Raw genomic sequence first — 20,932 nt, 5'->3', positions numbered from 1 at the left:
CCCTCCACCCGATCGGCGCCGGCGGCAACTCCGGTCACGAGGGGTAACGCTGCACGTCGGCACGGCGTTCCCGCCTCCGTGTACGCCAGCAGCGAACACGCTGCTCAGCGGGGCATCAGCTGGCGAATGCGCCGTCCGATGCGCTGCGGGGCGCGTTCCGGGTCGACGAGTTCGTTCTCCGCGAGGGGGCTGTCCTCGTCGGCGACGGTGCCCGGCTCGAAGAGCGCGAGGGTCCGACCGGGTCCGCGCAACCGCTCCACCGCGGCGACGAGCGAACCTTCGGACCGGACGGCGGACGCGACGTCGGCCGGGGACACCCCGAGGTGCTCGGACAGCAGGCGCTCTCGCATCTCGACCACCGCGCGGCTGATGTGGTCGCCCTCGTGGTCCGCTTCGACGAAGAGATCGCACTCGGTGTCGAAGCCCAGGGACCGGTTGTTCAGGTTCGACGAGCCGATGCGCAGCAGCACGTCGTCCATGACGACGACCTTGGCGTGCACATAGATCGGCGCCCCGCCCGCGGTGACGGGGTAGTAGGCGGCGAACCGGCCGTGGACGTCGGCGTTCCACAGCAGGTGCAGCAGCTTGCGGCGGGCGCCGTCCATCGCCTTCTGCTCGAGCCAGCCCTCGGCGTTGCGCGGCAGCACCAGCACGATCTGCGGGCCGTCCGGTTCCCGCAGCCGCTTCGCGAGGGCCTCGGCGAGGGTCCGGGACGCCAGGTACTGGCTCTCCAGGTAGAGCGTGCGGCGGGCGCCGGCGATCACCGCCAGGTAGAGGGCCTCGATCTCCCGCACCTCCGCCCGGTCGCCGAGTTCGGGGAGGGTCCGTGCGACGGCGACATCGACGTCGCGCAGGGCCGGGCGCAGCCCGTCGGGCCAGATGGTGTGCCCGGTGTCGACCGGCTCGAGGTCCTCCCCCGTTGCCGCCTTCCACCGGGCGCGAGCCTGTTCGCCGATCGCGCGGGCGGCCGCGCCGTCCACCGCGGTCGTCACGTCGTGCCACGGTCCGTACCGACGGCCGTTCGGCTCCCGCCGGTAGCGGCTGTGGTCGGGATGCGCGCTGGTGTCCCAGCGATCGACGGTCATGTCGATGCCCCCGCAGAACGCGACGGCGTCGTCGATCACGATGATCTTCTGGTGGTGTGCCGCTCCCACGGGATGGGCGCCGTCGATTTCGAGCCGGAGCCGCGGGTCGCTCATCCAGTTGAGCACGAAGACCGGTGTCATCCCGCGCCCGATGGCTGCGAATGCGCCGATGTTCCACTTCAGCAGGAACACCTCGAGATCCGGGTGCCGGTGCGGCAGCCACTTGAGGAATGCGCCCAGCCGGTTCGGGCCCTCGAGGGTCTTCCGGTCGGGTTCGAGCTTGATCCTCGTGTCGAAGTCCCACCCGATCAGGAGGATCCGCCGCCGTGCCTGCAGCATCGCCGACTTGGCGTATCGGAAATAGTCGGCGGCGTCGACAATGCAGGCGAGGCGATCGGCACGATCGACCCGCCAGCACGTCTCACCCGGGACGGCAATCCGCTCTCCCATGGCCGACACGCTACCCGGGGATACCGCCGTTTCCGCCGCGACGGACAGGATACCGAGCGGGTGTGACCCTTGTCTCCGATTCCCGACTGTCTCCGATTCCCGACTGTCTCCGATTCCCCACTGTCTCCGCTTCCCGACTGTCTCCACTTCCGGCGGCGTCCCGTTCCGACCGACCGTTTCTTTTTTCGAACGAATAACAAAGAATTCCGCGAGGCACGACGACGAGGCGATATCCGCGACAGTTGTCGCGGATATCGCCTCGGTCGGACGGAAGGCGACGCTTCCGGCTCAGTGCGCCTTGTTGTAAGCCTCGATGATTTCGGCGGAGATACGGCCTCGGGCCGAGACGGGCATGTCGTTGTTGCGGGCCCATTCCCGAATTTCCGCGGTACGTTCCCGGTCCGTGCCGCCGCGAGAAGACTTGCGGGGAGCGGGCGCGGTGGGCACGACCTTCGCGCGCTTACGGCCACCCACCTTGCGGGCATGAGTGACCCAGAACTCCAATTCCTCCCGGAGCTTGGCCGCGTTGTCTTCCGACAGATCGATCTCGTAGGTGACTCCGTCGAGCCCGAATTCCACGGACTCGTCCGCCGCCGTCTCCCCGTCCACGTCGTCGATCAGGGTAACGGTGACCTTCTTTGCCATGTGCTGCAAATCCTCTCGAATGAAGAAGCGCGGCCCCCCGCGGTACGAGACAACAATACCCGGGAATCAATTCATGGCAATACGGAAAACGAATGCGATCAATTACCTCGCCGGGCGAACAATTGGGAACAGGATTGTTTCCCGGATTCCGAGGCCCGTCAGCGCCATCAGCAAACGGTCGATTCCCATGCCGGTTCCGGTCGTCGGAGGCATACCCTGTTCCATCGCCGCGAGGAAGTCCTCGTCGAGAACCATCGCCTCGTCGTCACCGGCCGAGGCGAGCCGCGCCTGGTCGACGAACCGCTCCCGCTGGATCACGGGGTCGACGAGTTCCGAGTAACCGGTGGCGAGTTCGAAACCACGCACGTACAGATCCCACTTCTCGGTCACGCCGTTCTTGCTGCGGTGCTGCCGCGTGAGGGGCGAGGTCTCGACGGGGTAGTCCCGCACGAACGTCGGCTCGTGCAACTGGTCGCCGCACTGGTGCTCCCACAACTCCTCGACGAGCTTTCCGTGGCCCCAGCCCTTGCCTTCCGGGACCTCGAGACCCACCCGATCGGCGAGGGCGTGCAGCTCCTCCAGCGACGTGTCGGGCGTGACCTCGGTTCCGATGGCCGCCGACAGCGACGGGTACATCTCCATCGTCTTCCACTCGCCGCCGAGGTCGTATTCGGTGCCGTCGGCGAGGGTGACGACGTGGGTGCCGAACACCGCCATCGCCACCTCCTGGATGAGTTCCCGGGTCATCGTCGCCGAATCGTCGTACGTGCCGTACGCCTCGTACGTCTCGAGCATCGCGAATTCGGGCGAGTGCGTGGAGTCGGCACCCTCGTTGCGGAAGTTTCGGTTGATCTCGAAGACCTTCTCGATGCCGCCCACCACGCAGCGCTTGAGGAACAGCTCCGGCGCGATGCGCAGATACAGATCCATGTCGAGGGCGTTCGAATGGGTGACGAACGGACGGGCCGTCGCGCCGCCGTGCAGGGTCTGCAGCATCGGGGTCTCGACCTCGAGGAAGCCGCGCCGCTCGAGCGCGTTGCGCAACTCGCGCACCACCGCGACACGCATGCGGGCGTTGGCGCGGGCCTCGGGACGCACGATCAGGTCGGCGTAGCGCTGCCGGACCCGGGTCTCCTCGTTCATCTCCTTGTGCGCCACCGGCAGCGGCCGCAGGGCCTTGGCGGCCATCTGCCACGAGTCCGCCATGACGCTGAGCTCGCCGCGCCGAGAGCTGATCACCTCGCCGTGCACGAACACGAAGTCGCCCAGGTCCACGTCGTGCTTCCACGCCGCAAGGGACTCCTCGCCGACGCCGTTGAGGCTGATCATCGCCTGCAACTGGGTGCCGTCGCCCTCCTGCAGCGTGGCGAAGCACAGCTTGCCCGTGTTGCGGAAGAAGATGACCCGGCCCGCGACGCCGACCTGTTCCCCGGTCGTCGTGTCGGGCTCGAGGTCCGGATACTTCTCCCGGATCTCCGCGAGGGTGTGAGTGCGGGGCACGACGACGGGGTACGCGTCCTTGCCCTGCGCCAGGATCCGTTCGCGCTTCTCGCGGCGGATGCGGATCTGCTCGGGGGTGTCGTCGGACTGCTGAACGGGTGCATCACTCACGGGTGACCAGACTATCGGACCGCCTCGAGCGCCTGCGCAGGACCAGCGCCTGCGCAGGGCCGAGGTGCCCGGGGCGCCGGCGCCCGCCGGGTCAGTGCGCGGTCACGCGCGCCACGTCGTCCTCGACGTGCGGGGCCGCGGCGATCGCATCGGTCGCCCCGGCCGCCGCGAGAGCCGCGTACCCGCCGACGAGGCCGGTGACGCGGCGCAGCCCGAGCGCCTGCAGCGCGGCGACGACGGCGTCGGTCTCCGCGCCGGAGGCCGAGACCACGACCCACTCGACGTCGCGGTCGACGGCCACCGCCAGACGCTCGTCGCTGGTGGGATGCAGGCGCCGGGGCAGCAGCTCGGCGGAGATGGCCAGCGCCCCGGGCAGGGTGCCCTGGACGGCGCGTTCGGCGTGGGTGCGGATGTCGACGACCACCGCGCCGCGCGCGACGGTCGCGGCCAACCCGGCCGGATAGGTGCGCTCGGTGGTGAGCGGGAGAGTGTGAACGGGTGCGGCGACGAAGGATGCAGCAAGCGCAGTGCGCATGAGGGTGACTCCAGGTATGGGTGAACGATCGAGGCGGACGTCAGCCTCGACAACACTCCTGGGCGCTCATGCAGCGGATCACGGCGACTATTCTTGCACAGGATCGCGGCGGGCGGAACCCACGGCGGCAGATCGGGCGCCGCGCCGTGCGAGATTGCGCTCGTACACCAGGCGCAGGCCCTCCAGCGTCAGGTCCGGTTCGTGGTGCTCGAGCGTCTCGGACTCCGGCATGATCAACGGCGCACGGTCGCCGGTCCCGATGACCGCGACGTCGTCACCCTCGAATCCGCGCTGCTCGGCACGCACCAGGCGCACCAGCCCGTCGACCATCCCGGCGAATCCGAAAACCGCACCGGACTGCATGCATTCGACGGTGTTCTTGCCGACCACGGCGCGCGGGCGCAGCAGTTCCACCTTCCGCAGCGCCGCGGACTGGGAGGCCAGCGCGTCCATCGACACCTCGATGCCGGGGGCGATGATGCCGCCGAGGAACTCGCCCTTCGCCGAGACCACGTCCACGCACGTGGACGTCCCGAAGTCGACCACGATGCACGGCCGGTCGTAGAAGTGATGTGCCGCAAGGCTGTTGACGATGCGATCGGCGCCGACCTCCTTGGGGTTGTCGACGAGCAGCGGCACCCCGGTGCGCACACCCGGCTCGACGACCACGTGCGGCACGTGTTCCCAGTAGCGGCTCAGCATCACCCGGATCTCGCGCAGCACCGACGGCACCGTGGACAACGCGGTCACGCCGGTGATCTGGTCGGCGTACCCGCCGAGCAGACCACGGAAGATGAGCGCGAGCTCGTCGGCGGTCATGCGCGGATCGGTGCGCATCCGCCAGTCCCGCAACAGCTTCGCGTGCGAGCCGCTGCCGGTGAACAAACCCAGGACGACGTTCGTGTTCCGGACGTCGACAGCGAGGAGCACTGCTACACCAACGAACCGGAGTCGAGAGTGGCGAGCATGCGCGGGGTGATCAGGCCGGAACCCTCCGGCGCGTGCGCCGGATCGTTGCCGAGCTCGACCTGCCGGTTGTCCGCGTCGACGAACACCACGCGCGGGTCGTAGTCGCGGCACTCCTGCTCGTTCATCACGCCGTAGGCGATGAGGATGACGAGATCACCGGGACTCACGAGACGCGCTGCCGCACCGTTGATCCCGATGATGCCGGAGCCGCGCTCGCCCGCGATGACATAGGTTTCGAGACGGTTGCCGTTGTCGATGTCGACGATGGCGACCTGCTCGCCCTCGAGCAGGTCGGCGGCGTCCATCAGGTCCTGGTCGACGGTTACCGAACCCACGTAGTGCAGATCGGCGTGGGTCACCGTGGCGCGGTGGATCTTCGACTTCATCATCGTGCGGAACATGGTGTCTCCTCAGCTTTTTCGGGCCGGTCGCGCTATCGGCGAGTGAGCAGGTCGTCGGGGGTGGACGCGTCGACCGGGCCGGTCTCGCGTTCGAGGAATCCGGTGCCGATCGCGACACCGACGTTGTCGATGAGCCGGGTGCTGCCGATCCGCGCGGCGATCAGCAGTCGGCCGTCGCCGCGGTCCGGCGCGGGCCCGAGGTCCACGCCGCGCAGCTCGAGGTAGTCCAGCTCCACCTCGGGCGCGGCGGCGAGCACCTCGCGCGCGGTGGTGAGCACCGCCTCGGGACCGCCGGCGGCGGCGTGCGCCCCGGCGACCAGCGCCGCGGACAGCACGGTGGCGACCCGGCGCTGTTCCGGATCCAGGTAGCGGTTGCGTGAGGACAGCGCCAGCCCGTCCTGCTCACGCACCGTGGGCACGCCCACGATGCGGACGTCGAAGTTGAGGTCCTCCACCATCTGCCGGATCAGGGCGAGCTGCTGGTAGTCCTTCTCGCCGAAGAAGGCGACATTGGGGGCGACGATCTGCAGCAGCTTCGCCACCACCGTGAGCATCCCCGCGAAATGCGTCGGGCGGCTGCCACCCTCGAGCTCCGCCCCCAGCGGCCCCGGGTGGATCACGGTCCGCCGGCCCTTCGGGTACATCGCGGACACCGACGGCACGAACGCCAGCTCGACGCCGGCCTCCCGCAGCAGCTCCAGGTCGGCGTCGAGGGTGCGCGGGTAGGCGTCGAGATCCTCACCGGCCCCGAACTGCAACGGATTGACGAAGACGGACACCACCACCACGGCACCGGTGAGCTTCGCCTGCCGCACGAGCTCCAGGTGACCGGCGTGCAGGGCGCCCATCGTCGGCACGAGGGCGACCGTGCGGCCGACACCACGCAGCGCCTTGGTGACCTTGGTCAGGGCGGCGGGGTCGTGGTGCACGGTCAGTTCGCCGCGCACGTAGCCGCCCTGTTGCGATTCACTCACCGTGATCAGCCCCTTCGAGGATCTCCATCAGTTCGGGTTTCGCTCCGGCGCGCTGCGCGGATCGCAGGGACATCGCGCGGTATCCGGCAGCGATCCGGGGATCGACCTCCCCGAGCACCCGCAGGTGCGTGGCCACGGCCTGTGCGTCGCCGCGGGCGACTGGTCCGGTCAGCGCGGACGGCCCGCGGCGCAACGCGTTGTCGAGGGCCGCCGACAACAGCGGCTGCAGCACCCGCTCGGCGACACCGCCGGGCGCGTCGTCGACGAGTTGCTGGCCGAGCAGTTCGTCGCCCTCGAGCGCCACCCGCAGCGCCTCCACCGCATCCACCACGAGGGTGACGAGGTGGTTGCTGCCGTGCGCGAGCGCGGCGTGGTACAGCGCGCGCCGCTCCTCGCGGACGCGCACCGGTTCGCCACCGATCTCGAGCACGAGGGACTGGGCGATCGCGTAGCCGATGTCGTCGGCGGCCGTGATGCCGAAGCACGCCGAGGCGAGCCGGGCAGTGTCCTCGTCGTGGCCGGTGAAGGTCATCGCCGGGTGGATGGCGAGCGGCACGATGCCCTGCTCGGTGAGCGGAGCGAGGATGCCGACGCCGTTCGCGCCGGACGTGTGGGCGACGATCGTGCCGCGCGAGACGGAGCCGGTGGCGGCGAGCCCGCGGACGAGCGAGCCGAGTTCCGAGTCCGGAACGGCGAGGAGCAGCAGGTCGCAGCGGGCGGCGACCTCGTCGACGGGGAGAACCTCGGTGTCCGGAAGCCGGGTGCGGGCGCGGTGCTTGGACAGTTCGGATACCGCGGAACAGGCCACGACCAGGTGGCCGACGCGTTCGAGTGCCGCGCCGATCGCTGTGCCCACCCGCCCGGCGGAAACGATTCCGACCGTCAGTCGTGCAGGCGCAGGCTCGTTTGTGATCCCGAAGGAGGTCACGGGAGTCCTCTCGTTCGTTCCAGTCCCGCTCGGCGGGTACCAGACGTTCCGACCGACAATAGCGCGGCCCGAGCAACCCCGGCCATGGCCGGGGAACGTGATCTGCGCCTCACCCGGCGCGGCGAACGCTCAGCGCTCGGCGGACAGGGCGGCGAGGATCTCCGCGACCGTGCGGCCCTGGCTGTGTGCCCCCTCGCCGCCGGCACCGTCCGGCCGCCGTCGCCGGGCGCGTCGGCCCGTGGGCTCGGCGTCGTCGTCCGCCTCGGGGGCCTCGGCCTGCTCCTCGGGTTCCTCCGGCTGCGACCCGGACTCGGCCCGGCCCTCCGGTTCGGCCGGTTCCTCCGGCTCGGTCCGGTCCCGCCGTTCCGTGTCCTCGGATCCGCCGGGAGCGGCCGTCGCGCCCGCCGGCCGGCGGGGCACGGCCGTCGTCGTGTCGCCGTCGGTGACCACCGTGGTCTCGGCGGTCACCGGCTCGTCGTCGGGCGAGGCGAAGAACGGGCCTGCCGGACGGGGCGCGGCCGTCACCCGGAAGTTCCCGCCGCCGAGCTCCTGCAGTTGTCCCCGGCCCGCCCACAACGCCGCGCGGTCCTCGGGCAGCCGGCCCTCGAAGAGCACCTCGAGGTTGCGGCGCAGGGCACCGAGCTCGGCGCGCAGGGCCGCCATCTGGTCGGCATCGATCCGCAGCTCCGACCTGACCTTCTCCTCGACGGTCAGCTCGTACTCGCGCCGCGCCGCGATCTCCCGTTCGAGCTGCAACTCGTACACGGTCTGCAGATCCCGGACCTTGGCACGGTCCAGCGCGGACTCGCGACGGTACTTCGTCATCGCGATCGCGCCGACGGTGGCGGCCCACAACGCGACGACCAGACCGACGCGCAGCAGCTGGACGCTGTCGCTGAAGACCAGGAACAGCGACGCGATCAACGCCAGGGCGAGCAGCGCCGCCACGATCACAGAACTCGCGCTGCGCCGTGACCGACGGCCCTTCCTCGTTCGCACCGGAGTCCCCATGCGTTCCAGACTACTGGGCGCGGCCGCCGGGTCCCGAGAGTCGAGCGCACAGGATTCGCCGCCCCGGTCAGGTCGCGGGCTCGTCCGGGTCTTCCGGTGTCCGGCAACAGTGTTCGAGCCACAGCGCGGCAGCCGCGAGCGCCACGCCGGCGAGCAGCCCGACGATCACCCCGGCGCTGTCCTCGACTGCGGCCTGCAGCACCGGCCGCTGCGGAACCAGGTACAGCAGGAATCCTGCCCAGATGCCCGCGCTGGCCGCCCCGACCAGAGCCGACGCCTTCGCCAGCGCCACCGCGCGGGCCGCCGTGATGGGATGCAACTGGTGCGGCCCGTCGCCGATCTCGTGCTTGCCCACCCGGGAACGGATCATGAACGCCAGCACCACCTCGACGATCGCCACCGGGTACAGCGACGCCCCCGCGTAGACGGGGATCGGCGGCAACGTGCCGTACAGGCCGCGCGCCAGCAACCACGCCGCGACGGCGGCGAGCACCGCCAGCGCCAGCAGGTCCCGGATACGCGTCGCCTTCATCACCGCGGCGGTTCCAGCCGGTATTCGGTGCGGCGCACCCCTTCGCGTTCGTCGACGTCGAGAGCGGCGAGCCACTCCGTCAACGGTCGTCGCGTGCCGTCGACCGTCAGCGTCGCCTGGGGTTCGACGTCCCACCACGGGACGAGCACGAAGGCGCGCAGGTGGGCACGCGGATGCGGCAGGGTCAGTTCGGCATCGTCGCTGAGAACCTCGTTACCGTCCGAGTCGTGGCAGGTGACCACGTCGACGTCGAGGCTGCGCGGGCCCCACCGCTGCTCCCGGACCCGGTCGGCGGCGGCCTCGAGCTGCCGGCCCAGCTCGAGCCAGCCGCGGCAGTCCAGCGACGGGTCCTCCGCGACGACGACCGCGTTGAGGAAGTCCTGCTGCTCGACCCCGCCCCACGGCGCGGTCGAGTACACCGGTGACACACCCACGATCCGGTCGGCGAGGGCCTCGGTGACCGAGCGCAGGTGCGCCGGCCGGTCCCCGATGTTCGACCCGATGGACAGCACCACCCGGCTCACGAGCCGCTCCGGGTGCGATCGACCACCACCGCTACGTCCGCGAAGGTGAGCGGGATCGGCGCCGACGGCTTGTGGACGGTGACCTCGACCCGGGTAACCCGCGGATCGGTGAGGACGTCGGCGGCGATCTCGCCGGCGACGGTCTCGATGAGGTCCCGCGACGGGCCCGCGACGATCGCGGCGGCCCGCTCGGCGAGGATGCCGTAGTGCAGGGTGTCGTCGAGGGCGTCGCTCGCCGCGGCCGGCGCGAGATCGAGCCACGCGACGATGTCGATCAGGAAGTCCTGACCGTCGCGCTTCTCGTGGTCGAACACGCCGTGGTGGCCGCGTACGCGCAGTCCGCGCAGTTCGATCCGGTCGCTCACGCCGGTCCTCCCGCCGCACTGCCGCGCTGCCACGCGCCGACGACGGCGACGGCATCGAGCGACGCCCGCACGTCGTGTACGCGCACCCCCCAGGCCCCGTGCTCGGCCGCGAGCGCCGACACGACCGCGGTGGCCACCTCGCGGCCGCCGGGTGGCCGGATCGTGCCGTCGGGGGCGGCGAGCAGGGACCCGAGGAACCGCTTGCGCGACGCGCCGATCAGCACCGGGTAGCCGAGCTCGGTCAGCTCGGGCAGCCGGTGCAGCAGTTCCCAGTTGTGGTCGGCGTCCTTCACGAATCCGAGTCCGGGATCGAGGATGATGTTCGCCGGCTCCACGCCTGCCGTGAGCGCGGCATCCACCTGCACCATCAGCTCATCGCGGACCTCACGGACCACGTCGTCGTAGTGGGTGGACCCGCCGGCGTGCACGAAGCCGCCCGCGGGCCGCCAGTGCATGAGGATCCACGGCACGCCTGCCGACGCCACGACCGCGGCCATGCGGGAGTCGGCGCGCCCACCCGAGACGTCGTTGACGATGGTGACGCCGGCCTCGATCGCGGCCTCGGCCACAGACGCGCGCATGGTGTCGACGCTCGTGGGGATGCCGGCGGCGCTCAGGGCGGCGATGACCGGCGCGACGCGCCCGGCCTCGACCTCCGGGTCGACCCGGGCCGCTCCGGGACGGGTGGATTCGCCGCCGACGTCGACGATATCCACGCCGAGGTCGCGCAGTTCCAGACCGTGCGCGATCGCCGCGTCGCGGTCGAGGTACCGGCCGCCGTCCGAGAACGAATCCCGGGTCACGTTCAGCACGCCCATCACCACCGGGCGCCCGGGGTTCGGGAGCGCGCTCACCGGCGGAGGATCAGATCCAGAGCCTCGGCGCGCGACGCCGAGTTGGACTGCAGCAGCCCCCGCACCGCCGAGGTGGTGGTGCTCGCCCCGGGCTTGCGGATGCCCCGCATGGCCATGCACAGATGCTCGGCCTCGACGACGACGATCACCCCGACCGGATCGAGCTTGCGCACGAGCGCATCCGCGATCTGACTGGTCAGCCGCTCCTGCACCTGCGGGCGCTTGGCGTACAGGTCCACCACCCGCGCCAGCTTCGACAACCCGGTCACCCGGCCGGTGCGGCCGGGAATGTAGCCCACGTGCGCGACCCCGTGGAACGAGACCAGGTGGTGCTCGCACGTGGAGTACATCGGGATGTCACGCACCAGGACGAGTTCCTGATGGCCCTCGTCGAAGGTCTTGTCGAGGACCGAGTCCGGATCGGTGTACAGGCCGGCGAACATCTCCCGGTACGCCCGCGCGACGCGGGCCGGGGTGTCGAGCAGACCTTCGCGCTCGGGGTCCTCCCCCACCGCGATCAACAGTTCCCGGACGGCCGCCTCCGCGCGGGCCTGATCGAAGACCCGGCCCGATTCCAGGCTGCGCAGGACCTCGCCGTCACCGCCGATCGACGCGGAATCCGTCTCGGAATCCAGGTGATTCACCGACACCAGACCGTACCTCCACTCTCGTTGACTCGGGCTCAGCGCGGACCGGTCGGCCCCTCCCACGGCTGTGTCGGCGGTGGATCGGGAGCCACGTTCCTACCGGTCTGCCGCTCGTCGTCGTCGGCCGGGCGCGCGGGCTGGGTCCATTGCGGATACCCAGGATAGGTGCTCTGCGGCGGCTGCTCGGACTCGGCCGGCGGCCAACCGGGTGCCGACCAGCCGGCCGGCGCGCCGTAGTCGGGCCGGGTCGCATGACGCGGCCCACCCGGGTGCGGCGGCTGCCCGAAGCCCGGCAGGGGCTCCGAGGCGGGCGCCGGCACCGGCGCCGGATGCCCGTTCGTCGGCGCCGCGGGCTGCGGCTGCGGCTGGGCGGGCTTGGTGAAGGACGGGCGCACCGCTTCCGGCGGCCACGGCTCGCCGCGTTCCTTCGCCAGCTCGGCCGGCGTCTTGATCGGGGGCTTGTCCGACGGCGTGCGTCCACCGAAGTCGTTGAATTCGGTGATCCGTGGCCGCTTCTCGACGGAGGCGAGGATCCGCTCGAGGTCCTTGCGGGTGAGGGTCTCGTGCTCGAGCAGCTCACCGGCGAGCAGGTCCAGCGCGTCGCGGTAGTCGTTGAGGATCGCCCACGCCTCGGTGTGCGCGGCCTCGATGAGGTTGCGTACCTCCTCGTCGATCTCGCGGGCCACCTCGTGCGAGTAGTCGGACTGCACGCCCATCGAGCGGCCGAGGAACGGATCGCCGTGTTCCTGCCCGTAGCGGACGGCGCCGAGGCGGGCGCTCATGCCGTACTCGGTGACCATCGCCCGGGCGATCTTGGTGGCCTGGTCGATGTCGGAGGAGGCACCCGTCGTCGGCTCGTGGAACACGAGTTCCTCGGCGGCGCGGCCACCCATGGCCATCACCAGGCGGGCGATCATCTCCGAGCGGGTCATCAGGCCCTTGTCGTCCTCGGGGACGGTCATCGCGTGACCACCGGTGCGGCCACGGGCGAGGATCGTCACCTTGTAGACCGGCTCGATGTCCGGCATCGCCCAGGCGGCGAGCGTGTGCCCGCCCTCGTGGTAGGCGGTGATCTTCTTCTCGTGCTCGCTGATGATGCGGCTCTTGCGCCGCGGGCCGCCGATCACGCGGTCCACCGACTCCTCGAGCGAGGCCTCGGTGATGACGGTGCCGTTCTCGCGCGCAGTGAGCAGCGCGGCCTCGTTCACGACGTTGGCCAGGTCGGCACCGGACATGCCGACCGTGCGCTTGGCCAGCCCCTCGAGGTCGGCGTTCTGGTCGAGCGGCTTGCCCTTGGAATGCACCTGCAGGATCGCCCGGCGCCCGGCGAGATCGGGATTGCTGACCGGGATCTGCCGGTCGAACCGGCCCGGACGCAGCAGGGCCGGATCCAGGATGTCGGGACGGTTGGTGGCGGCGATGAGGATGATGCCCTGCCGGTCCCCGAAGCCGTCCATCTCGACGAGCAGCTGGTTGAGCGTCTGCTCACGTTCGTCGTGGCCACCGCCGAGGCCGGCGCCACGCTGGCGGCCGACCGCGTCGATCTCGTCGACGAAGATGATGCACGGGCTGTTCTGCTTGGCCTGCTCGAACAGGTCGCGCACGCGGGACGCGCCGACACCGACGAACATCTCCACGAAGTCCGAACCGGAGATGGTGAAGAACGGAACACCGGCCTCGCCGGCGACCGCGCGGGCGAGCAGCGTCTTGCCCGTACCGGGAGGTCCGTACAGCAGCACGCCCTTCGGGATCTTCGCGCCGAGGGCCTGGTAGCGCGCCGGGTTCTGGAGGAAGTCCTTGATCTCGTACAGCTCTTCGACCGCCTCGTCCGCACCGGCGACGTCGGCGAACGTGGTCTTGGGCATGTCCTTGGACAGCTGCTTGGCCTTGGACTTGCCGAAGCCCATCATGCCGCCGCGGCCACCGCCCTGCATGCGGCTCATCACGAAGAAGAACACCCCGAGCAGGATGATCATCGGGAGCACGAACAGCAGGATCGACGTCAGCCAGCTCTCCTGGGTGACGGTGGTGTCGAACTTCTCGAGGCCCGCGCCGGCGACCTTGTCGAAGATCTGCTCGGACGCCGACTCCGGGTACTTCGCGAGGATCTCGGTGTTGTCCCCGGTCGCCTCGTTGCCGCTCTTCAGCCACAGGCGGACCTGCTGCTCGCGGTCGTCGATCTGCGCCCGGCTGACGTTGTTCGCGTCGAGCTGGGCGATCGCGACAGACGTGTCCACCTTGGCGAAACCGCGGGTGTCGTCGCCGAAGTAGCTGAAGGCGTAGATGACCAACAGGATGCCGGCGACGATCGCCAGATTACGGAACACTGTCTTGCGGTTCATACAGGTTCGGCCCGGCCGGCCGGTCCTTTCGATAGTGCGGTCATCATCGTGGTCGTCCCGAGGAGTCCGGCGACGAACCGGACACCGCAAGGTTACCGCGTGGACGCGCAGCGTTGCCCTCGCGCGGCCGCACGGTCCGAAGGATCAACGTCCGGGACCACCCGGGGGTTCCCGGTCGCGTCAGGTGCCTGCGGTCACGGGCCACGACGTGGTTATCATTTCGCATGGCCATGCAGGAGCCGGACGCTGCAACCGAGGCCGACCCGACCCGGATCACCGAGGCCGAGCCGACCCGAACGGCTGCGGCCGAGCCGACCCGCACGGCTGCGGCCGACCCGACCCGCACGGTTGCGGCCGACCCGACCCGCACGGCTGCGGCCGAGCCGACCCGCACGGTTGAGGCCGATCCCACCCGTACCGCACCTGTTGACCTCACGCGCACGGCCGATGCGACCACCGAGCCGACCCGCACGGCTGCGGCCGTCCTTCCTGGCGAGGCGACGACCGAGCCCTTCCCGGTCCGCGTCCCCGCCGGCATCGACGACGTCGAGGCCGGGAACCGGATCGACGACTTCGACCTGCTCACCAACCTCGGCCGCGGCGCCTTCGGCCGCGTGTTCCTCGCCCGGCAGCACTCGATGCAGCGGCTCGTCGCGGTGAAGATCTCCCCCGACCGCGGCACCGAGGCGCAGACCCTCGCCCAGCTCGACCACGACTACATCGTCCGCGTCTTCGACCAGCGGATCCTGCCGGAACACGGCCTGCGGCTGCTGTACATGCAGTATCTGCCGGGCGGGACGCTGCTGCGGGTGCTGCACCGGGTGCGCACCACCCCGCCGGAGCAGCGCAGCGGCCGGCTCCTGCTCGACGTCGTCGACGAGACCCTCGCCGAGAAGGGTGAGATCCGGCCCGCCGAGTCGACCGTGCGCAGCCGGCTCGAGAGCCTGACCTGGCCCGAGACCGTCGCGTGGCTCGGCCGCCGGCTCGCCTCCGCGCTGGACTACGCCGACCGGCGCGGCGTGCTGCACCGCGACGTCAAGCCGGCCAACGTCCTGCTCACCGCGGAGGGCGTGCCCAAGCTCGCCGACTTCAACATCAGCTTCGCCGAGTCCGTCGGCGGCACGTCCGCCGTGGCGTACCTCGGCGGGTCCCTGGCCTACATGTCGCCCGAACAACTCGAGGCGTGCCATCCCGGGCTGCCCGGCACCGCCGCGGACATGGACACCCGCAGCGACATCTACGCGCTCGGGGTGATGCTGTGGGAACTGCTCACCGGCGGCCGGCCCAACAGCGAGGACGATCTGGGCGCCGAGACCCTGCCCGCGCTCGAGACCATGCTCGCGCGGCGCCGCGCGGGACTGACCGCGGCTGCACGCGAGCGGGTACCGGCCGACTGCCCCCAGACCCTGCTCCGGGTGCTCGCGAAGTGCCTCGAGCCGGATCCGGCGGACCGGTGGGCGTCGGGCGCGGAGCTGGCCCAGCAGTTCGACCTGTGCCTCGATCCGCGGGCCCGGGACCTCGTCGACCCGCCGCCGCACAGCTGGCGGGCCCGGCTGCGCCGCCCCGTGGTGCCGATCCTCACGGCCGCGATCGCGATCCCGAACGTGCTGGCCGCCCTGTACAACTACCAGCACAATGCGAACCTGATCGTCGACCGGCTCCCACCGGACACCCAGCGCGAGTTCGAACAGCTCGCGCTGATCATCAACGGGATCACCTTCCCCCTCGGCACGGTGATCATCGTGTACCTGTGCCGACGGCTGATCACCGTGCCGCGCGGCCTCCACCGCGGCCGCAGCTACAACGCGGTGGAACTCGCCCGGGCCCGGCACGACGCGCTGCTGATCAGCGACCGCGTCGCCGCGGTGGTGATGACCCTGTGGACGGTCGCGGGCATCGCGTTCCCCGTCGCGCTGCACTTCGTCGGCGGCAACATCGACGGCCCCTCGGCCGCGCACTTCCTCACGTCGATCCTGGTGTGCGGCGCGATCGCCGTCGCCTACCCGTTCTTCCTGGTCGCCTTCTACATGGTGCGATCGTTGTATCCGGCGTTCCTGCCGCACGGGGCGACCGACGCCACGGACGCCCGCGAACTCGAGGGGCTGCACCGGCGCAGTGTGCGTTACCTGGCGCTCGCGGCGGCCGTGCCGCTCGTCGGGGTCGCCGGCGTGACGTATCTCTCGCCCGAGGAGATCCAGCAGGTTCTCGTCGCGGTCCGGGTGCTGGCGGTGGGCAGCATCGCCGCGTTCGTGCTCGTGTACTGGTTGTTCCGCATCATGGAGGACGACCTGCGGGCACTGCAGCGCGGCATGGCCCCGACGCGGTCGACGCGCGATCCGGTGGGGCCGACCTCGGATCAGCCGGTGTAGACCTTCGGGTCGAGGGTGCCGATGTACGGCAGATCGCGGTAGCGCTCGTCGTAGTCGAGGCCGTAGCCGACGACGAACTCGTCCGGGATGTCGAATCCCACGTCGGCGACGTGGACGTCGACCTTCACGGCCTCCGGCTTGCGCAGCAACGTCACCACCTCGAGGGACGCCGGGTTGCGCGAGGAGAGGTTGCGCATGAGCCAGGACAGCGTCAGGCCGGAGTCGATGATGTCCTCGACGATCAGCACGTTCCGGCCGGCGATGTCCTTGTCGAGGTCCTTGAGGATGCGCACCACACCGGACGAGGACGTGGACGACCCGTACGAGCTGACCGCCATGAACTCCATCTGGGTGGGGATCGGCAGTGCCCGCGCGAAGTCGGTCATGAAGAAGATCGCGCCCTTGAGCACGCCGATGAGCAGCAGGTCACCCTCGGGTGCGCCCACCGGGTAGCGCGTGGCGATGGTCTCGGCCAGCTCCTTCGTGCGCTGCTTGATCTGGTCCTCGGAGATCAGTACCGACGCGATGTCGTTCTCGTACACCGGGTTCTTCCTGCCTTCCCTCAGTCGTCCGCGCCCTGTCGCCGGCCGACGAACTCGACGATCAGCCTGCCACGCCGACGCGTGACCACCAACCTGACGCCGGGCTCCGGCCCGCCGCCCACGGCCACCGCGCCCTGCCCGCGCCACCGGCCGATCAGCTCGTCGGCGGCCCGCAGGGTGCGGTCCGTCGGCGCCGACGCCCCCGAGTCGAGCAGCCATCGCCGCAGGACCCGCCGTCGCACCGCCACGGGAGTGCCGGCGAGGGCGTCCACGGCCAGGCCGGTCCCGGCCCGGGCCTCCGCGAGCAGTTGCAGGGCCAGTTCCTCCAATGCGTCCTCGTCCTCGCGCAACTGCCGGGCCGTGCGCGCCAGGGCCGACGCGACCCCACCCCCGAGCACCTCCTCGAGCAGCGGCAGCACCTCCTCACGCAGCCGCACCCGGGTGAAGCGCCGGTCGCTGTTGTGCGCGTCCTCGTAGGGCGCGTACCCCAGTTCCGCGCATGCCCGGCGGGTGACCTCGCGGCGCACCCCGAGCAGGGGGCGGCCCCACGGATCGTCGAACTCGCACATGCCGCGGAGGGACCGGGCACCGGAACCGCGGCCCAGCCCGAGCAGCACCGTCTCGGCCTGATCGTCGAGCGTGTGCCCGAGCAGCACGGGCAACCCCGCCCGGGCCTCGCCGAGCGCCCGGTAGCGGGCCGCGCGCGCTGCCGCCTCGAGTCCGCCGGAGCCGGTCACCGCGACGCGGACGACCTGCACCGATCCGCACCCGGCGGATCGCGCGAACTCCGCGGCCAGGGCGGCCACGTCGCCGGAGCCGGGCTGCAGGCCGTGGTCGACGACGACGGCCCGCACCGAATCCGCCTCGGCGACGGCGGCGGCGGTCAGGGCCGACGAGTCGGCGCCGCCGGACAGGCCGACCGCGACGGACCGGCCGTGGGCCGCGACCCACCGCCGCACGGCCAGGCGCACCTCGTGGAGGGCAGGGGTCTCGGGCAGGAGCGGCCGCTCGGACGACACCGTCAGCCCAGCACCCGCGCGATCCACGCGTGGGGGTCGTCGATCTCGGCGAGGGTCGGCATCGCGTCCGGACCGCTCCAGACGACGTTGAACCGGGCCATGCCCGCCCGCTCGACGACGGTGTCGACGAACTTCTTGCCCTGCACGTACTGGGCCATCTTGGCGTCCATCCCGAGCAGTGCGCGGATGATGCGGTGGACGGGGTTCACGGCCCGGCGCCGGCGGTTGTCGAACGCCCGGCGGATCTGCGCGACGGCGGGCACCACGGTGGGCCCGACCGCGTCCATCACATGGTCGGCGTGGCCTTCGAGCACGGTGCCGAGGGCCAGCATGCGGTCGAGTGCGGCGCGCTGGGGTTCGGACTGCACCGCTCGGACGAGACCGAGCACGCCGCGCTCGGCCATGGGTTTCTCCTCGCCCGGCCGGCGATCGCGCAGGACCCCGGTGATCCGGCCGGCCAGGTCGGTGAACGACTCTTCCGCGGTCCGGCCCAGCTCCGCCGCGGCCTCGCGCATCAGATCTGCCATCCACGGCGCCTCGGCGAACTGCACGCGGTGGGTGACCTCGTGCAGGCACACCCACAGCCGGAAGTCGGCGGTGGGCACCCGCAGCGCCCGCTCGACCGCGACGACGTTCGGCGCGACGAGCAGCAGAGACCGTGAGAACGGGTCGTACTGACCGAGCACGGCGGAGGAAAGGTACGCGAGCATCGCACCGGCCTGCACGCCGGCGGGCTTGCCGACCCAGCGGCCGTCGGCGGGCCCGGAACCGGTGAGGTCTGCCATCGACCTGGCGGCGGCGTGCACCCAGCCGGACCGGTCGACGACCGCGGCGGGCGGCACGTCCCGCCCGTCACCGAGTCCGGTCAGCTCCCGCACCGGCGGCTCGGCGCGGTCGGCGGCCGACGCCAGCTCGGCGGAGACGGTCTCGGCGGTGTAGCGCGACATCGCCGGGCCCGGTCGGGTCAGGCGCGCCCCGATCCCGGCCGCGAGCTTCCAGTCGATCGCGTCACCCAGCGTCCGGTCCTGGTCGGTCATCGGCATCCGCATCCTCGGAGGGTCGCCGCCACCGCGTCGAGGGCCGGCCGGCTCTCGCCCGGCGGACGGTCGTTGGACAACAGGGCGAACGTCAGCACCCGTCCGTCGGTGTCGACGACGAATCCGGTCAGGCCGCTCGCCTGTGACAGAGTGCCCGTCTTCGCGCGGACCCAACCCGCCCCGTCGCGATTGGTCGAGGCGTAGCGCTCGGAGAGGGTGCCGGTGGCGCCGGCGACGGGCAGGTAGTCCAGCATCGGGCGCAGCGACGCCTGTTCGGTTCCGGCGGCGGCGGCCATCACCCCGTCGAGCAGTTGCGCGGGAATCCGGTTGTCGACGGACAGCCCGCTCACGTCGTGGAGGGTGAGCCCGGTCAGGTCGAATCCGGCCTCGCGCAGGACCGCGGAGACGCTGTCGACCGCGCCGCGGAACGACGGCTCGGCGCCCTCGGCCGCGGCGATCTCGCGGCCGACGGCCTCGGCGAGGACATTGTCGGAGTAGCCCATCATCTGCCCGAGCCGGTCGCGCAGCGGCGCCGACTGGACCGCGGCCAGCGGGGCTGCTCCGGGCCGGGCGGTGCCGGCGGCGACCCGGGCGGGGTCGGCGCCGAGTGCTGCGGCGAGGGCCCGACCGGCGTCGAGGGCGGGGGTGGGCGTGCGCGGCGACTCGTCCTCGAGCGGGTTCAGGCGGCCGCCGTCGAGCATCACCGGTTCGATCGGGGCCACGGAACCGCCGGCGATGTCGGCCGGGAACCAGCCGGGGGCAAGAGGGTCGCCGGCGTAGGCACCGGCGTCGACGAGCACCGTGTCGACGACGGTGCCGCTCCGCTGAATCTGCTGCACCAGGTCGGCGATGCGCGGGGCGCCGGCGTAGAAGCCGGATTCGCCGACGGGCCGGGCGGTGAGGGTGGGATCGCCGCCGGCGACGAGCACGATCTCCCCCGGCCGGCCACCCTCGACGACCTTGGTGGTGACGCGGTGTTCGGCGGGCAGGGCGAGCAGCGCCGCAGCGGCGGTGAGGACCTTCGTCGTCGACGCCGGGATCATCGGCCGGGCGGGATCCTTCGACCACAGCACGGTGCCCGTGGCGGCGTCGGTGATCGAGCCGGTGAAGTTGCCGAGTCCCGCGTTCCCCAGCGCCGGTGCGAGCGCGGCCGCCAGCGCGGGAGCGGTGGGGGCGAGCGCGTCGGCGGGTACCGGCGCCACCTGCGGGGTTGCGGTGACGGGCGCCGGCGCGGGCGCTATCGCGGCGGCGGCCTCCCCGCTGCGGACGTCGGAGAGCGCGAAGGCTCCCCCCACGAGCAGCGCGACGGTTCCCGCTCCCCAGATGGTGAACAGGATCCGGAGGTTCCGGCGGCGCCGTCCCGCCAGTGTGCCCAGCTTCTTCTTGCCCTGCCCCGCCAACACGCCTCCGCTGTGTCGAATCCCGCGGCGTCCGCTCCGGCGAAACGCGCGCCCTGGTGGCCGCCCCGCTGGTCCGGCACCTGCGCCACCAGCCTAGCGCCGACCCGTTATCCTCTGTGCGGACCATCACCGCAGATACGGCAGTCGTATCGACTTACAAGTGAGGACACGGCGTGGAGTTCGAGGTCACCATCGAGATCCCCAAGGGACAGCGCAACAAGTACGAGGTCGATCACGAAACCGGCCGTGTGAAGCTGGACCGCTACCTCTACACCTCGTTCGGCTACCCCGCCGACTACGGCTACATCGAGAACACCCTCGGCGAGGACGGCGACCCGCTGGACTGCATGGTGCTGCTGCCCGAGTCGGTGTTCCCCGGCGTCATCGTCGAGGCCCGCCCGGTGGGCATGTTCAAGATGGTCGACGAGGCCGGGGGCGACGACAAGGTCCTCGCCGTGCCCGCGGGCGATCCGCGCTGGGACCACGTCAAGGACATCAGCGACGTCTCGCAGTTCGAACTGGACGCCATCAAGCACTTCTTCGTGCACTACAAGGACCTCGAGCCGGGCAAGCACGTCGAGGCCGCGGACTGGGTCGGCCGCGCCGAGGCCGAGGCCGAGGTCTCCGCGTCGATCGAGCGCCTGAAGGCCGACGGCGGGCACTGACACCACGCATCGTTCGGGCTCCGCGGC

Annotated in this window: 21 protein-coding genes; 2 read left to right on the top strand and 19 right to left on the bottom strand. The window is 71.1% G+C overall.

The window, feature by feature from the left end; genetic code table 11:
- Positions 1–104 precede the first annotated feature (104 nt).
- From AIIKEEIJ_RS21475 to ftsH, 15 genes are all read right to left on the bottom strand, one after another.
- Complete coding sequence (locus tag AIIKEEIJ_RS21475) at positions 105–1,535, bottom strand: phospholipase D-like domain-containing protein (RefSeq protein ID WP_161996521.1); 1,431 nt, start codon at positions 1,533–1,535, stop codon at positions 105–107.
- Positions 1,536–1,823: 288 nt separating this feature from the next.
- Complete coding sequence (locus AIIKEEIJ_RS21470; RefSeq protein ID WP_006930387.1) at positions 1,824–2,180, bottom strand: histone-like nucleoid-structuring protein Lsr2; 357 nt, start codon at positions 2,178–2,180, stop codon at positions 1,824–1,826.
- 102 nt (positions 2,181–2,282) lie between these two features.
- Positions 2,283–3,791, bottom strand: coding sequence for a lysine--tRNA ligase (lysS, locus tag AIIKEEIJ_RS21465; protein WP_006930389.1), 1,509 nt, complete (start codon positions 3,789–3,791; stop codon positions 2,283–2,285).
- A 91-nt stretch (positions 3,792–3,882) separates the two neighbouring features.
- Entirely contained in the window at positions 3,883–4,326 is a 444-nt protein-coding gene (locus tag AIIKEEIJ_RS21460) for a rhodanese-like domain-containing protein (protein WP_006930391.1), read from the bottom strand.
- Between the two features lie 87 nt (positions 4,327–4,413).
- Positions 4,414–5,256 (bottom strand): type III pantothenate kinase, encoded by an 843-nt coding sequence (locus tag AIIKEEIJ_RS21455; RefSeq protein ID WP_029540725.1) that lies wholly within the window; start codon positions 5,254–5,256, stop codon positions 4,414–4,416.
- 2 nt (positions 5,257–5,258) lie between these two features.
- A complete protein-coding gene (gene panD, locus AIIKEEIJ_RS21450) occupies positions 5,259–5,696 on the bottom strand; it encodes an aspartate 1-decarboxylase (RefSeq protein ID WP_029540720.1) in 438 nt (145 codons plus the stop codon).
- Between the two features lie 32 nt (positions 5,697–5,728).
- On the bottom strand, positions 5,729–6,670 hold the full coding sequence (gene panC / locus AIIKEEIJ_RS21445; protein WP_161996520.1) for a pantoate--beta-alanine ligase: 942 nt from the start codon (positions 6,668–6,670) through the stop codon (positions 5,729–5,731).
- Positions 6,663–7,598: a Rossmann-like and DUF2520 domain-containing protein gene (locus AIIKEEIJ_RS21440; RefSeq protein ID WP_006930399.1), complete on the bottom strand. Its 936-nt coding sequence runs from the start codon at positions 7,596–7,598 to the stop codon at positions 6,663–6,665. Before AIIKEEIJ_RS21440 ends, panC begins: the two co-directional genes overlap by 8 nt.
- A gap of 129 nt (positions 7,599–7,727) precedes the next feature.
- Positions 7,728–8,552, bottom strand: a complete 825-nt coding sequence (locus tag AIIKEEIJ_RS21435) for a DUF6779 domain-containing protein (RefSeq protein WP_161996525.1) — start codon at positions 8,550–8,552, stop codon at positions 7,728–7,730.
- Positions 8,553–8,676: 124 nt separating this feature from the next.
- Positions 8,677–9,141 carry a DUF3180 domain-containing protein gene (locus AIIKEEIJ_RS21430; RefSeq protein ID WP_037200442.1) on the bottom strand — a complete coding sequence of 155 codons (465 nt, stop codon included), beginning with the start codon at positions 9,139–9,141 and terminating at the stop codon, positions 8,677–8,679.
- Positions 9,141–9,665 carry a 2-amino-4-hydroxy-6-hydroxymethyldihydropteridine diphosphokinase gene (gene folK / locus AIIKEEIJ_RS21425; RefSeq protein WP_161996519.1) on the bottom strand — a complete coding sequence of 175 codons (525 nt, stop codon included), beginning with the start codon at positions 9,663–9,665 and terminating at the stop codon, positions 9,141–9,143. Before folK ends, AIIKEEIJ_RS21430 begins: the two co-directional genes overlap by 1 nt.
- Positions 9,662–10,030 (bottom strand): dihydroneopterin aldolase, encoded by a 369-nt coding sequence (gene folB, locus AIIKEEIJ_RS21420; protein ID WP_072634222.1) that lies wholly within the window; start codon positions 10,028–10,030, stop codon positions 9,662–9,664. Before folB ends, folK begins: the two co-directional genes overlap by 4 nt.
- Positions 10,027–10,848, bottom strand: coding sequence for a dihydropteroate synthase (folP, locus tag AIIKEEIJ_RS21415; protein ID WP_202917392.1), 822 nt, complete (start codon positions 10,846–10,848; stop codon positions 10,027–10,029). Before folP ends, folB begins: the two co-directional genes overlap by 4 nt.
- 32 nt (positions 10,849–10,880) lie before the next feature.
- A complete protein-coding gene (folE, locus tag AIIKEEIJ_RS21410; RefSeq protein WP_006930424.1) occupies positions 10,881–11,534 on the bottom strand; it encodes a GTP cyclohydrolase I FolE in 654 nt (217 codons plus the stop codon).
- 32 nt (positions 11,535–11,566) lie between these two features.
- Positions 11,567–13,873 carry an ATP-dependent zinc metalloprotease FtsH gene (gene ftsH, locus AIIKEEIJ_RS21405; RefSeq protein WP_161996517.1) on the bottom strand — a complete coding sequence of 769 codons (2,307 nt, stop codon included), beginning with the start codon at positions 13,871–13,873 and terminating at the stop codon, positions 11,567–11,569.
- A gap of 224 nt (positions 13,874–14,097) precedes the next feature.
- Here ftsH and AIIKEEIJ_RS21400 point away from each other — a divergent pair, with 224 nt between their 5' ends.
- Positions 14,098–16,242 (top strand): protein kinase domain-containing protein, encoded by a 2,145-nt coding sequence (locus tag AIIKEEIJ_RS21400; protein ID WP_161996516.1) that lies wholly within the window; start codon positions 14,098–14,100, stop codon positions 16,240–16,242.
- Here AIIKEEIJ_RS21400 and hpt read toward each other — a convergent pair.
- The 4 genes from hpt to dacB are packed head-to-tail and all read right to left on the bottom strand — an operon-like array spanning position 16,230 to position 20,243.
- Positions 16,230–16,784 (bottom strand): hypoxanthine phosphoribosyltransferase, encoded by a 555-nt coding sequence (hpt, locus tag AIIKEEIJ_RS21395; RefSeq protein WP_006930428.1) that lies wholly within the window; start codon positions 16,782–16,784, stop codon positions 16,230–16,232. The two genes, AIIKEEIJ_RS21400 and hpt, sit on opposite strands and share 13 nt — an antisense overlap.
- Before the next feature lie 20 nt (positions 16,785–16,804).
- Positions 16,805–17,803, bottom strand: a complete 999-nt coding sequence (gene tilS / locus AIIKEEIJ_RS21390; RefSeq protein ID WP_161996524.1) for a tRNA lysidine(34) synthetase TilS — start codon at positions 17,801–17,803, stop codon at positions 16,805–16,807.
- Positions 17,804–17,805: 2 nt separating this feature from the next.
- Positions 17,806–18,846: a zinc-dependent metalloprotease gene (locus AIIKEEIJ_RS21385; protein ID WP_006930430.1), complete on the bottom strand. Its 1,041-nt coding sequence runs from the start codon at positions 18,844–18,846 to the stop codon at positions 17,806–17,808.
- A complete protein-coding gene (dacB, locus tag AIIKEEIJ_RS21380; protein WP_161996515.1) occupies positions 18,837–20,243 on the bottom strand; it encodes a D-alanyl-D-alanine carboxypeptidase/D-alanyl-D-alanine endopeptidase in 1,407 nt (468 codons plus the stop codon). Before dacB ends, AIIKEEIJ_RS21385 begins: the two co-directional genes overlap by 10 nt.
- Positions 20,244–20,413: 170 nt before the next feature.
- Here dacB and AIIKEEIJ_RS21375 point away from each other — a divergent pair, with 170 nt between their 5' ends.
- Complete coding sequence (locus AIIKEEIJ_RS21375; protein WP_006930432.1) at positions 20,414–20,905, top strand: inorganic diphosphatase; 492 nt, start codon at positions 20,414–20,416, stop codon at positions 20,903–20,905.
- The last annotated feature ends 27 nt before the right edge of the window (positions 20,906–20,932 follow it).

Source organism: Rhodococcus sp. YH1 (assembly GCF_009939605.1).
Taxonomy (GTDB): Bacteria; Actinomycetota; Actinomycetes; order Mycobacteriales; family Mycobacteriaceae; genus Rhodococcus; species Rhodococcus aetherivorans.
The sequence above is the reverse complement of the archived record's forward strand: the minus strand, read 5'-3'. Positions and strand labels throughout refer to the sequence as shown.

Bases quoted from the DNA above. Each gene is read 5' to 3' on its own strand.
- panD (WP_029540720.1), bottom strand. From the start codon at position 5,696: ATGTTCCGCACGATGATGAAGTCGAAGATCCACCGCGCCACGGTGACC.
- AIIKEEIJ_RS21385 (WP_006930430.1), bottom strand. From the start codon at position 18,846: ATGCCGATGACCGACCAGGACCGGACGCTGGGTGACGCGATCGACTGG.
- ftsH (WP_161996517.1), bottom strand. From the start codon at position 13,873: ATGAACCGCAAGACAGTGTTCCGTAATCTGGCGATCGTCGCCGGCATC.
- AIIKEEIJ_RS21430 (WP_037200442.1), bottom strand. From the start codon at position 9,141: ATGAAGGCGACGCGTATCCGGGACCTGCTGGCGCTGGCGGTGCTCGCC.
- AIIKEEIJ_RS21470 (WP_006930387.1), bottom strand. From the start codon at position 2,180: ATGGCAAAGAAGGTCACCGTTACCCTGATCGACGACGTGGACGGGGAG.
- AIIKEEIJ_RS21460 (WP_006930391.1), bottom strand. From the start codon at position 4,326: ATGCGCACTGCGCTTGCTGCATCCTTCGTCGCCGCACCCGTTCACACT.
- folP (WP_202917392.1), bottom strand. From the start codon at position 10,848: ATGGGCGTGCTGAACGTGACCCGGGATTCGTTCTCGGACGGCGGCCGG.
- AIIKEEIJ_RS21400 (WP_161996516.1), top strand. From the start codon at position 14,098: ATGGCCATGCAGGAGCCGGACGCTGCAACCGAGGCCGACCCGACCCGG.
- AIIKEEIJ_RS21475 (WP_161996521.1), bottom strand. From the start codon at position 1,535: ATGGGAGAGCGGATTGCCGTCCCGGGTGAGACGTGCTGGCGGGTCGAT.